This is a genomic window from Phormidium sp. FACHB-592, assembly GCF_014695795.1.
Classification (GTDB): Bacteria; Cyanobacteriota; Cyanobacteriia; order Leptolyngbyales; family Leptolyngbyaceae; genus Stenomitos.
Genome location: NZ_JACJOZ010000074.1, coordinates 164,530 through 176,946, shown reverse-complemented (window position 1 = coordinate 176,946; position 12,417 = coordinate 164,530). Strand labels below are relative to the sequence as shown.

Below are 12,417 nucleotides of genomic sequence, written 5' to 3'. Positions count from 1 at the left end.
ATCGCACCATTTCTCGGCTATTTTGACAACAACAGACGCGATTGCCAGCAGCACCGCGCCCACGCTGTTGCAGTTGCTCCAAACTACTGTCCAGACTGCTGGCTTAACCGCTGTAGCAGAAGCAACGGCAACTTTTTCCCCTCAGGGCGTTTCGGTAGTGCTGCTGCTAGAAGAATCTCACGTTGCGCTCCATGTTTGGACTGAATACTGCAAAGCAACCGTCGATATTCACGTCTGCGATTATCAGCAAGACAACTATGCCAAAGCACAAAAATTAGCGGTGTTATTAGCAAGCGCTCTCACAGATAGTGATCGTGCCCAGTGGCATTACTTAGAAATAACGGGTTAGAGACAGGCTAAAAGTAAAGTTTTGCGTGCTCAGAGCTGAGTTTTGGATGTAGCAATTTAATTTAGAGTTCAGGCTTCCAGGACAATACTCTCTCTTTAAGCAATATCCCATGACAGCAGGGCTAACCGAAACCCAATTGCGGCAATTACGGGAAGGCAGTCGTCTGAAATATCACGGTGTGCAGTGGGAGATTCAAGACTACAGCACCTATACAGATGACAACGGCTACAAAACAGAAGAATGGCTGCTCCGATCGAGCAGTGGCAAAGAGTATTACTTAATGCGTGAGATCGATCCGCAGCATGCCCAAGCGCAAGTTCATTGGTATCTTGCCGAAGAGCTACGGTATCCTACGCTGATCGACCCAAAAACGTCCCGTGATCGGCTGACAACGATCGGTGGAGATATGCGATCACACGTCTCTCCTTACCCAGAACTGCAACTATTCAATCGCGTTTATGCCTTTGAATCTCAAACCGAGGGCGATTACGAATCGGACGGAGAAACCCGCCATCGGATTACTTGGGACTACTGGGATGCCGCCCATCTCTGGAATTTGGCGCTAGAAGCCTGGAGCGATGGCACGTTAGTTGTCTACTCCACCCGTGAAGTGCAGCCCAGCGACTTTACTGAAATGCAGTCAAGCAACCGTGCAGCGCTCGCCCCAGGACAAAGCTTTAGCTCTTCTCTGACCTCTGATAACCGTAAGGCACGCAGTCGCGAATTTGTGATTGCCTGGATCATCACGATCGTCGGCTTCCTTTTAATGATTTCTGGCATTTAACCATCGTGTTGGGTGTTGAATTGATGTCAGCGTTTAACCCTGAGCCTTTTAACCCCTTACTTCACTGCCCAGCAGCAGTGAGGTATGCACCTCACACTTTACGCCTCACGCCTCTCTCCTCCCTTTTCCCTCACCGCTCCTAATGCCCACATCCCTCTTCATCGAACAGCACCCCAACGGTCTTGCCTTTTATATCAACGGCGACTTGCAGTTTGATACGGCAGATGAAACCATTTATCACGAATATCTGGTGCTGCCGGCGATCGCTCTTGCTGCTCAGCGCTTTCCACAAACGCCCTTGCGTGTCTTAATCTGTGGTGGTGGCGATGGTTTAGCCGCACGGGATGCACTACGGTTTTCGCAAGTCAGCGACGTGACGCTAGTAGACTACGACTCAGAGGTTTTGGCGTTAGGTCGCACAGTCTTTGTGCCCTACAACCAGGGTAGCTTGCTAGATGAGCCTGGTGCCGCATTGGGGGAAACCCGCCTGACAGTACATACTCAGGAAGCGTTTGAGTTTGTTTCTCGCTTGCCTGATGCTTGCTATCACGTGGTCATTTGCGACTTCACGTTTCCAACGCGAGCAGAAGACGCACAAATTTACAGCCGCGAATGGTTTCAGCAAGTAGAGCGCATACTTTGTCCAAGCGGGGTTATGAGTACTAATGGCGTTTCGCCCGAACAACGCACATTGGGCTTTTGGTGTCTTTACCAAACGTTATTAGCCGCTGGGCTACAGGCAAAACCCCTCCAGGTTGCTATTCCGTCGTTTCAGGCACATGGCTATGGCGCTTGGGGTTTCTTGCTTGCGTCAGCAATGCCCATCACGCGATCGGAGGTCGAAGCGCTTTCCTTCCCTCCAACCCTGAGCGCGTTACAGCCCCAGGATTGGATGGCTGCCTTTCAGCTTCCAACGACGATCGCCCAACATCGACACGCCGTCAATATTCACACGCTGACTTGTCCTCAGCTTTTTTACTACCTGCTCAATCCTCGGTTACCGTTAGAAACAACGGCAATCGCCCCCTCAGATGCAGAACTACAAACAACTGATTTTTTAGATCTTCAAGAAGCCGGAACAGGTTGCCTTGGTACGCGCGACTTGCTGCAATTAGACTCCATTGCTTCCGTCTGGCTAGAGGAGTTGTATCGATCAGACAACCTTCAAACGCCTCAAGCTCTCGATCAACTAATGCCTGTGCAGCATCGCTACCACAGCGCTCAAATGACGAGTGAATGGATGGGCTATCTCAAAGCGCTCTTAGAAGAAGTAAACCTCAATCAACTGATTGCTAGCCTACTGGAACGCGCCCAAGAATTACCCCCGCAACTTGTACGTGAACTTAAGCAATTAGCAGAAAAGATTCGTACAGGGCAACCATTAACCTACGTTTCTGAGCATACAGCTGAAGTCATCACACTCCTTTCTGTAACGTTATTGATGGCAAACTTGACAAGTCCAGATGTTGTCTTTGCAAAGGGATACTCCAGTTCCTCAGGCGGTTCCAGCTATAGCGGCAATGGTAGCGAATCGGATCTTGGTATATTTGGCATGTGGACGATGATCATTGGTGGTTTCTGGCTTTGGAATTTGTATAGCAACCCCGATGATTAATGCACTCGTCCTTAGCTTTCTCCACCTTGCGTGACCATGTTGACTAAACTGCTGGAATCAGTCAAACCATCTGGTCAGCTTACGATGCGTCTGCTGACACTAGACGATCGCACTCAATGGGATACGCTCATTCAAACATTACCCACTGGTTGCTTCATGCAGTCGTGGGCATGGGCAGACTTCAAAGTGTTAGAAGGCTATCAAGCCTTTCGTTATGGTCTTTTTGCCGAAAAAACATCTGCCGAAAACCCGTTGGCTGACAAAAACTTAGCTGAGCAAGTCTTAGTGGGTGGCTGCTTTTTCTACTATTATCCGTGCGGATACACAGCCAATTTATTGTTCGCTCCTGGTGCTCCTTGCTTCATGCCAGGCTTTGAGCAGGAAGGGATGACACTGCTCCTGGAACAAGCAAGCGTTTTGGCAGAAAAGCTAGGGGCGATCGCTCTCCGAATCGAGCCATTGTTAGCACAAAAGCCGACGTATCTCGATCGCTTTGTCCCTGCACCAGTCGAGCTTTTGCCATCAGAAACGCTGCTGATTGATCTCCAGCCTCAAACAGCGGCAATTCTAGCGGCAATGAAGCCGAAAGGACGTTACAACATTCGTTTGAGCCAGCGCTATGGCGTGCAAACGCAATTTACAACAGATATGCAAGCACTGCCGCTGTTCTACAATTTGTTTTGGGAAACCGTAAAACGGCAGCATTTCTTTGGTGAACCCTATCGCTTTTTCATCAACCTTTGTCAGACGCTCTTTGCTGCTCAAATGGCAGAAATCGGCTTGGCAACCTGGCGTGGTGAAGTGTTAACAGCCGTTTTAGTCCTGTACTGGGGCGATCGAGCGACATATCTTTACGGTGGACGCAGCACTGATTATCCACACGTGATGGCAAGCTATGGGCTTCATTGGGCAGCCATGCAGCGTGCTAAAGCTAGAGGCTGCAAACACTACGATTTCTACGGTTATACCTGCAATCCAAACCACAACTATGCCAAGTTTTCGCAGTTCAAGCGCCAATTTGGTGGCACGTCTGTAACCACAATCGGCGCTCACGATTATTTTTTCTACAATCAGCTAGCAGGTACATTAATTGGGTTACTAAAGCGAGTGAAAAGAGAGGGATGAGGGATGAAAGCTAAAAAAGAAAGTTTTAAGTTACTCCCCATTCCCTACTCCCTACTCCCCATTCCCTACTCCCCGTTCTTCCGCCTCTAACAACTAACAACTAATAACCAACAACTATATGAACCCTTTCTTTCTTGACGGCATGACCCGCATTGGGTTTGTAATCACTGAGCTAGCGGTTGGCTTTGGTATTTTTTGGCTGGGACAGTTGGCGTATCAAAAGCTGTTCCGGCGCATGGATTTAAACCTGGAGTTGTTTGTGCGGGATAATCCGGCAGTGGCGATCGCGCTGGTCGGCTACAACTTCGGCATCATCCTAGCACTGGCGGGCGTATTGGATAAAGAAGGAGAAACATGGCTCGACCAGTTGCTTTACCTGGCAAGCTACGGTGCAGGAGTCATTTTACTGATGCTAGTGGGCGCATGGGTAGGCGATCGACTCATTCTCCGCCGCTGTGACTGTGCCCGCGAAATAGTCGAGGAGCAAAACGTTGGTGCTGCCTCAGCCGAAGCGGGTGTACATATTGCCAACGGACTTGTTTTAAGCGCAGCGCTCGGCGGGCAAAGTGGCACCTGGATTGTTGGGTTAGTTTGCTGGGCTGTGGGGTTAGGCGTCCTGGTGCTAGTGAGCGCCCTTTATCCTCGCGTGGTTCACTACAATGTGTTTCGAGAAATCTGCAAACGCAATAATCCGGCGACTGGCGTGGCACTGGCTGGCTTATTGATTGCCACTGGTAACGTTGTACGAGTTGCGTTTACACCAGAGTTTCAAAATTGGACGGAGAGCTTTACCCAATATTTCATCGTGCTGGGCTTTTGCTTGCTTGCCCTGGCGTTGATCCGCTGGCTGGCTGACTTGGTTTTGGTGCCCGGTGTGAAAATTTCGGATGAGATCGTTAACCAGTCGATACCCAATCTCGGTGCAGGACTGATTGAAGCCTTTGCCTACATTGCAGGTTCCTTCCTGCTGACTTGGAGTGTGTGAGTGCGCTCTGACAACAAACTGCCCTTACAAGCCGTAATTTTTCTGTAGAAAGTTCTTCTAGACTTTGCTGAAGCGTCACGCTGCTTGAAATTGGGATGAGGCGGTATAGCAAAAGGATGAAAGATGAATAGAAGCCCTTGTTCAAAGGAAGTTTCAAGGTGTATGTCTGTCCTAACGCTCTCGTCGACTGCTATATCTAAGCCTTAGACTCTAAATACGAGACGGTTTAAACTGTCAGGTTTGCGATCGTGATGGTTGCCGTTACAATGCCACTATTTGCGACCTTTAGCCCAGTACCCAATTGAATGAGGAGAAACGGACATGCACAGCCAATATAATAACGAGATGCAAATTACCATTTACTATCTGAATGGACAGGTAGAGTCGTTTAAGTTTTCGCAACTAGCCGATCCGGCAGCGCTGGAACAGGAATTGCAGCAAGAAATTCGACGAATTCTTGATAAAGAATGGTGGTTCTTTCATCTAGCCGATCAAACGGTGTGCGTGAGCCGCGCTAACGTGCTGAAAATTGAACTGAAGCCCTCGATCGCACAAATTCATGGTGAAGGAGTGTTTGCTAATGCTCAACGTGTCACTGCTCTTAGCCGCGCTCACGAGTAACGGTTTCTCATAGAACTCTCTGTAATTTCAAAGACAACTTTACCCTTGCTAGAACTTCTATGGACGTGCAGCCATCGGTTAGCTTGATTCGCGCTCAGTCGTACGATCTTGATCAACTGCGTCAGTCGCTCGAATCGTTACTAGAGCCGTTGGGTGGTATGGCAGCCTTTGTCAAACCGGGCGATCGCGTCCTACTGAAGCCCAATTTGCTAACGGGGTCGCGTCCCAGCAAGGAATGTGTCACGCGACCTGAGGTGGTTTACTGCGTTGCTCAAATGGTGCAGGCAGCAGGTGGCAAGCCTTTTTTGGGCGATGGTCCGGCTTTTGGCAGCGCGAAGGGAGTTGCAAAAGCGAATGGTTATTTGCCGCTGATCGATGCACTGAACCTACCGATTATAGAGTTTCACGGCAAGCGCTATGAAACGGTAAGCGCAGAGTTTAATCATTTGCTGCTTTCTAAGGAAGCGATCGATGCGGATGTTGTGATCAACCTGCCCAAGGTGAAGTCGCACGTCCAGCTAACCATGACGATGGGTGTGAAAAACCTGTTTGGCTGTGTTCCTGGCAAGATGAAAGCTTGGTGGCATATGGAAGCGGGCAAAGATTGCGATCGCTTTGGCGCCATGCTGGTCGAAACAGCACGGGCGATTGCCCCTGACCTCACCATTCTGGATGGCATTCTTGGACATGAGGGTAACGGACCAAGCGGTGGTGAACCCCGTCGTCTGAATCTGCTCGCTGCCTCTAGCAATGTCTTTGCGCTGGATCGAGCGATCGTGGACATTCTCAATGTCGATCCTGCTTCTGTGCCAACTGTCGCAGCGTCGCAACGGTTGGGGCTATGTTCTACAGTAGAGGCGATTGACTTTCCCTTACTACAGCCGCAGGCACTCCACATCACAGACTGGAAACTGCCAGACGCTCTGATGCCGATCGACTTCGGGATGCCCCGCGTTATCAAATCAACCTTCCGTCATCTTTACATTCGCTGGATCAAAGAGCCGAGGCAAGTGTATGCCGGACGTTAAGTAAGAAGAATACGTTAAGTAAGAAGAACAATAGGACATTCGCACTCAGGTTTGAAGGTTTACCTCTCAGCCTTTGCGCTTAACCTTGTGTCTACATTTGGCAACTGAGGCGATCGCTTTATGAGTGCGAAGGTCAAGATATAAATCGGATGATGAAGCGACTTGTAACTCTTGTATCGTCTTATGTGATCCCACAACTGCTTCCGGTTGGTTCGCTATTGTGAGCGTAGACAGGGCTAACCAGAAGATCATGCGCTCACTCAGCCAAATGGCATCAACTTCTGAACAATACCTTTCTAGTCCTAATTTGGAAAAAGTTGTATGTCCCCATCCATGCTGCGTCAGCTTTGGTCCGTTGTGGAAACTAGCCAGTCTCAGCTGTTGCTCAATCTAGACGACGGCAGCTTAGTGCAATGGTTGCTCAAGCAGCTTAAAACTCAGCGATCGCTCGACCACGACGAAGCCAACGCCTACACTCACTACATTCACTCTAAATTGCCCCTCATCCGCGATTTGGCTGGCAGCCGAACGATGCTTCATCTTTAAGAGCTTCTGTGGCTTCATCTATGCGTTTACGCTAGCGCTGACGTACCAAAGTCAGGTGGAACATCCTGCCAACGACCTTGCCCCACTGCTCGTAATGCCTCTTGCAGCACAATGTCCCCGGTGTAAAGGGCTCGACCGACGATCGCCCCGCTTACACCCAACGGTTCTAGTGCCAGCAAGCTCAACAAATCGGTCACAGTGCTCATACCACCGGATGCAATCACTGGCACCGTCACGCCATCTGCCAGTTCTCTGAGCGCTGCCAAATTGGGTCCTTGCAGTGTGCCATCACGATGAATGTCAGTGTAAATAATGGCAGCAGTGCCCAAGTCTGCCATCTGTTGCGCCAACTCAGTTGCCAGCACTTCGGATGTTTCTAGCCAACCTCTGGTCGCTACGCGCCCATTACGCGCATCGATCCCTACTACGATCTGATCGGGAAACTCCTGGCACAGTTCACGCACAAGGTCGGGCTGCTCAACTGCAACAGTGCCCAAAATCACTCGCTGCACGCCTAGCTTCAACAACGCTGCTGCATTAGCACGATCGCGCAAACCACCACCCACTTGAATCGGCACATCAACGGCACGCACGATCGCCTCGATCGCTGCCACATTAACGGGATGCCCTGCTTTCGCCCCATCTAAATCGACAATGTGCAAGCGGGTTGCGCCCTGGTCTGCCCATTGCCGTGCTACAGCGACCGGGTTCTCGTCAAATGTTTGCGCCTGCTCGTAATCGCCCTGATACAGCCGCACACAGCGTCCTTCTAATAAGTCGATCGCCGGAATAACCTCCATCGTTGTAGCCTCATACCAATTAAACCAACCCACAGTAACGTATGACTCAGTGAAGATCAATGAACATCGCCTTAATTATTCTTGCTAAAGAAAAGGTTTGCGAATGAACTAGGCTAAAATCCGACAGGTTTCGCCACCGATCTCCGTACAAACACTCCAGCCTTTTATACTGGTTCAACCCTGTTACGGAGCGTTAGCACTGTCATTAAGAGCAGTAGTGGCACGCTGATCAATAGCTGGGTGCAATCAACCACGGCTGTTTCTAGCGGGTGTAGGGGGTAAAACCTTCTGGTGGCAAAGCCCCCTTTTTTACAAATAATTAGGGCTACCGATTAATTGGGTTTTGTAGTGAGGGTGCAGAATGGATCTTTGGGTTGATGAGTTTAGTCAAGGGCAACTGATTGAAGGGAAGCCGCAGCCGTTGCCTGGTTTTTTTGTGCGTAGCACGGCACCCATTGATATGGAAGAAGACGAATGCAGACCAGATGATCTTGTGCCAACCGTTAGTGATGTTGTTGAAAGCCTTTATCAAAACACGCGACAGAACGAAAGCTACACAGGGCTTGTCATTCAAATTCATGGTTACAACACAGGCATCGAAAAAATTACCCAAGGTGGGAAACAGGTTGAAGGTAGAGACTATGTGCGGGAAGGCTGGCAGAAGACCTGGGAATATCTTAATCAACAAGATCTAGCCATTTCTAGTAAGCTTAATAGTTTTGTTTATCTGGGCTATCGCTGGCCGTCAGAAAGTGTTCCTTCTAACCTTAAGAATGCTGGTAAAGCTTTACCTGTAATTTTGACCCTGCTATTCCGGGGTGGGGTAATCTTGGCTGCGATCGGATTGCTCTTGCTCCTTATTTTCCCAACACCGATCGTTGATTTCCTTGCTGCCATACTTATCATTCTGGGTGTTGCAACAGCAATGCTCGTTGGCACCTTATTTATCTTGCGTATTATTGTTTATTTCCGAGACTCCTACCGCGCTACTAACTTTGGGGTTCCTGATTTAGTTGAATTTATTCGACAACTTGACTTAGGCTTGGTGAAGCGTCACATTAATGACTCACTTTTTGAAACAGTGATACAAGAAGTGGGTGAACGCTTCAAACTGCCACTTGATGTGCTATCAAAAGCAGTCAGAAAAACTTGGGAAGCGATCGAGACTGAACCGAAGTATCTGAGCCAGTACCAGGATGACTTTTGTTCACTCTTACCAGCTCTGAAACAAGGTAGTCTATCAACAGTAGATGATGCCGTTTTTCTAGGCATCTATGACAGTTTAGTGCGTGCAAAGAAGCCAGCATATACCGCAGCAGAATTTCAAAGCGCAGCCAAATATTGGAATCGAGAAAAGCCGCGTATCCGACTAACATTTATTGGTCATAGTATGGGCGGCTTTGTCACTGCACAAGTGATCCGCATTCTTTCTGATGTGTTTGATCCAGCAGCTATTGGCGACAGCCAAAGTTTAGAAAAACTGCCACCGTCTCATATAGGTCGCACTTTTTTGTTGGGGCGTTTAATTCTGATTTCGCCCGATATTCCGCTCACAACCATTATCTCTGGTCGTACAAATTTTTTGCGTTCCGCCCTTCGGCGCTTTGAAGAAGCGTATCTTTTTAGCAGTGAAGGCGATCTAGCTTTACGCCTAGCTTCAACAACAGCTAACTATTTTTCGTTCCCCGCAAGCACTCGTTCTCATGGCTTTCGGTTAGGTAATGTAAGCGTGAATCTGCCTCAACAAAATGTCTACGGGATTGTTAACTTCAAACAGTTAATTAGTGGAAAGGTTGACCACCTTTTAAATTATATTAGCGTGCAAACCTTGGAGCAGAACACTCGGAGCTTACAGCGAGACCCGTCCCGAAAGCAAGATGATAAGGTTAACGAAGAATCACTTGCTGCAACGAAACAAGATCCTGAATCAATCGCAGATTTGTTTACATATCTCGATTGCACCGAGTACCGAGATTTCACTACCTACGAAAAACGTCATCAGAAAGAAATTAATGTTTTAATCTGCGAAGGACAGCGATCGCCCCTTAAGTTCTTCAATTACGCCAAACTGCTCAAAGCCTATGTTGATTTCTCTAGCGATCCTGGGAAAGGTGTTGGAGTAGATGTTCACGGTGGCTATTTCTACGGTCGTTTAAGCAATTTACTGATTTATCGCTTGGCGTTCCTGGGCTTTCAAGGCTTGCTTGATTCACTCGTGTTTCAGCCGTTGACTGAGTGGCATAGTGACAGCGATGCTGCACAAGTTGATTGGCAGACAAAATTGAAGCGAGCTGAAGCGCTCCCTAAAGCCGAACGCCGCGAAGAAGCATTGAAGTATTTTTCCTGGCTGTGCGAGCAGCGAAAGATCCAGGTCGCAGCATCTCCAGAACGCTACTACGTTGATGTGCTTGGGTGCAATCGCGCTAAGGTGAGAGCCGGCATTTTGACGCGAGAGCAACATTCTGACTCGTAAAACTGGTTTGTATAAACTGGCTTATAGAAACTGGTGCAAGTTGAGCACTCGTACGAGTGCTCAACTTACAGTGGCTAAAAGTGCCTGCCCTAATAGCAGTAGACGAGACCTGCGATAATCGCTGATCTATCCGTTTAAACTTAATCAACCGCGACCCTACGCTTCACCTACACTTTGACTGGCGCTTGACTACTTTGCACACCGTAAGCGTTATCTTCCTCCGGCATAAGTTCACCCGTAATAATACGAGCGCCACGCTTGCGAGTGAAGTAATTCCAGCCCCATTGCAGCATAACAATGAGTTTATTATCGAACTCAATCAAGAAGTAGATGTGGGCAAAAATCCACAGCAACCAGGCTAATACCCCATCGAACCGCACAAAGCCCAGGTCAGCTACTGCCTCGTTTTGACCAATAACAGCCAGGCTGCCAAAGTCTTTGTAGACAAAAGGTGTTACTGTGTTGCCCAGCCAGCGCTGCTTGAGTAATTTGGCAACATACTCACCTTCTTGCATGGCAACGGGTGCGACACCCGGCAAGGGACGTTCGCCCTGATGTGAAAAGTTTGCTAGATCGCCAATCACAAAAATATTGGGATGATTTGCCAGACTCAGATCAGGTTCAACCATGACCCGTCCCACGCGATCGAGTGCCGCACCCGCCCGATCGGCTAGCACTTGTCCCATCGCAGACGCTTTGACCCCTGCCGCCCACAAGACGGTACGCGCCGGAATGTATTCCTCCTGACCATCCCGCTTTACGGTAACAGTATTGTCCTGAATATTTGTCACAAGTACTTTCGTTTCTACCGTTACGCCCAGTTTCGTTAAGGACGCTTCTGCCTTCGCCGATAACTCTGGTGGATAAGGCGGCAAGACCCGATCCAAACCTTCTAGTAAAAGAACCTGTGCCTCATTGGTATCAATGTTGCGAAAATCACGTTTCAGCGTTTTGAAAGCAAGTTCCGCGATCGCGCCTGCAAGTTCCACTCCGGTCGGACCGCCGCCAACAACAACGAATGTTAACCAGGCGCGTCGCTGCTCTGGATCCGTTTCTTTCTCTGCTGCTTCAAAGGCTACAAAGATCCGCCGCCGCATTTCTAACGCATCCTCAATGGTCTTCAAACCAGGAGCCGTCTGCTTCCACTGGTCATTGCCGAAATAGTGATGACTGACACCTGTCGCTACAATCAGCGTGTCATAAGAGAGCGACTCGCCCTGCTGTAAGACGATTTGTTGTTGGTGCGGGTCCAAATCGATGACCTCATCCATCAGCACCTGAGTATTTTTGCTGTCGCTCAGGATGCCACGCAGAGGTGAAGAAATGTCTGCCGGAGAGAGCGTTCCCGTTGCAACCTGATAGAGTAGCGGCTGAAACAAATGAAAGTTGCGCTTGTCAATCAGCGTTACATCTGCCGCCGTGCGACCTAATGCCTTTGCCGCATACAGCCCACCAAAGCCACCCCCAATGACAACCACTCGATGTGCGGCTGGCTGTTCAGTCGGATCTACCATGCTCTATCGCTCCCTCGTTTACTGTGAAAGTAAGTCGCTTCTAATCTACTGTACGCCCTGCAAAAATGGTGAAGATGTCAACCTCTAATTAAGCGGATTCTGTCGCCAAACTGTGCGAGTGGAAGGGCTTAGTTCGCTCTGCTCTTGCTTTTAAAAGTGCTTTATCCCTATTACCCTCTGGAAAGCTGGCGATTAGTAGCAACACTACTGCCCAATCGACTTCTCGCAGCTTTTTAAGCGCGATCGAGAGCGCAAGGAGAAGAGCGTAGCTCGAGGCACCGCGCATCAAGGACAGGTTAGTGAAAGCGCCAACGAAGATAGTGCGTTTCAAGTGTAGTTGAGCAAAAAACGCTTCGGCATTGATACTAACGGCAAGGCGATTGGCAGCAATCCCTATATCGTTAAAAAGTTTTGGCAACAGCCACGCGTTTCGCTCCACTGCATTTTCTCAAGTTTTAGTTTCTCGTTGCTAAAGTAAAAGCCCCTCCGAGGAGAGGCTCAATTATGGTGATTTGACTCTAGGACATCATTATCTTCATTGATCAACCCTTTAAAAAACTGTATCCCACGATCGCTT

At 49.0% G+C, this 12,417-nt stretch carries 12 protein-coding genes; 9 read left to right on the top strand and 3 right to left on the bottom strand.

The genetic code is table 11. The annotated features are described in order from the left end of the window. Positions 1-22: 22 nt before the first annotated feature. The 8 genes from H6F86_RS19685 to H6F86_RS19650 all read left to right on the top strand — a co-directional run bounded on the left by H6F86_RS19685 (position 23) and on the right by H6F86_RS19650 (position 7,053). Positions 23-349: an S-adenosylmethionine decarboxylase gene (locus tag H6F86_RS19685; protein WP_206756058.1), complete on the top strand. Its 327-nt coding sequence runs from the start codon at positions 23-25 to the stop codon at positions 347-349. 109 nt (positions 350-458) lie between these two features. Further along, positions 459-1,133, top strand: coding sequence for a DUF4178 domain-containing protein (locus tag H6F86_RS19680; RefSeq protein WP_190450397.1), 675 nt, complete (start codon positions 459-461; stop codon positions 1,131-1,133). Between the two features lie 142 nt (positions 1,134-1,275). Continuing rightward, positions 1,276-2,748 (top strand): spermine synthase, encoded by a 1,473-nt coding sequence (locus tag H6F86_RS19675; RefSeq protein WP_190450396.1) that lies wholly within the window; start codon positions 1,276-1,278, stop codon positions 2,746-2,748. A 36-nt stretch (positions 2,749-2,784) separates the two neighbouring features. Then, positions 2,785-3,873: a peptidoglycan bridge formation glycyltransferase FemA/FemB family protein gene (locus H6F86_RS19670; protein ID WP_190450395.1), complete on the top strand. Its 1,089-nt coding sequence runs from the start codon at positions 2,785-2,787 to the stop codon at positions 3,871-3,873. Positions 3,874-3,991: 118 nt separating this feature from the next. Next, the gene (locus H6F86_RS19665; protein ID WP_190450394.1) at positions 3,992-4,858 is read left to right on the top strand and encodes a DUF350 domain-containing protein; all 867 of its coding nucleotides are present in this window, start codon (positions 3,992-3,994) and stop codon (positions 4,856-4,858) included. Positions 4,859-5,179: 321 nt separating this feature from the next. After that, positions 5,180-5,479 carry a hypothetical protein gene (locus H6F86_RS19660; RefSeq protein ID WP_190450393.1) on the top strand — a complete coding sequence of 100 codons (300 nt, stop codon included), beginning with the start codon at positions 5,180-5,182 and terminating at the stop codon, positions 5,477-5,479. 59 nt (positions 5,480-5,538) lie between these two features. Continuing rightward, positions 5,539-6,507, top strand: a complete 969-nt coding sequence (locus tag H6F86_RS19655) for a DUF362 domain-containing protein (RefSeq protein WP_190450392.1) — start codon at positions 5,539-5,541, stop codon at positions 6,505-6,507. Positions 6,508-6,828: 321 nt separating this feature from the next. Beyond that, positions 6,829-7,053 (top strand): hypothetical protein, encoded by a 225-nt coding sequence (locus H6F86_RS19650; protein WP_190450391.1) that lies wholly within the window; start codon positions 6,829-6,831, stop codon positions 7,051-7,053. Between the two features lie 26 nt (positions 7,054-7,079). On the opposite strand, the gene hisA is transcribed toward H6F86_RS19650, so the two are convergent. Next, entirely contained in the window at positions 7,080-7,853 is a 774-nt protein-coding gene (hisA, locus tag H6F86_RS19645; RefSeq protein ID WP_190450390.1) for a 1-(5-phosphoribosyl)-5-[(5-phosphoribosylamino)methylideneamino]imidazole-4-carboxamide isomerase, read from the bottom strand. Positions 7,854-8,214: 361 nt separating this feature from the next. Between hisA and H6F86_RS19640 the strand changes: the two genes are divergently transcribed. Then, the gene (locus tag H6F86_RS19640; protein ID WP_190450389.1) at positions 8,215-10,326 is read left to right on the top strand and encodes an alpha/beta hydrolase; all 2,112 of its coding nucleotides are present in this window, start codon (positions 8,215-8,217) and stop codon (positions 10,324-10,326) included. Positions 10,327-10,493: 167 nt separating this feature from the next. On the opposite strand, the gene H6F86_RS19635 is transcribed toward H6F86_RS19640, so the two are convergent. After that, positions 10,494-11,840: an NAD(P)/FAD-dependent oxidoreductase gene (locus H6F86_RS19635; RefSeq protein WP_190450388.1), complete on the bottom strand. Its 1,347-nt coding sequence runs from the start codon at positions 11,838-11,840 to the stop codon at positions 10,494-10,496. 88 nt (positions 11,841-11,928) lie between these two features. After that, positions 11,929-12,279 (bottom strand): hypothetical protein, encoded by a 351-nt coding sequence (locus H6F86_RS19630; RefSeq protein WP_190450387.1) that lies wholly within the window; start codon positions 12,277-12,279, stop codon positions 11,929-11,931. Positions 12,280-12,417: the final 138 nt, after the last annotated feature.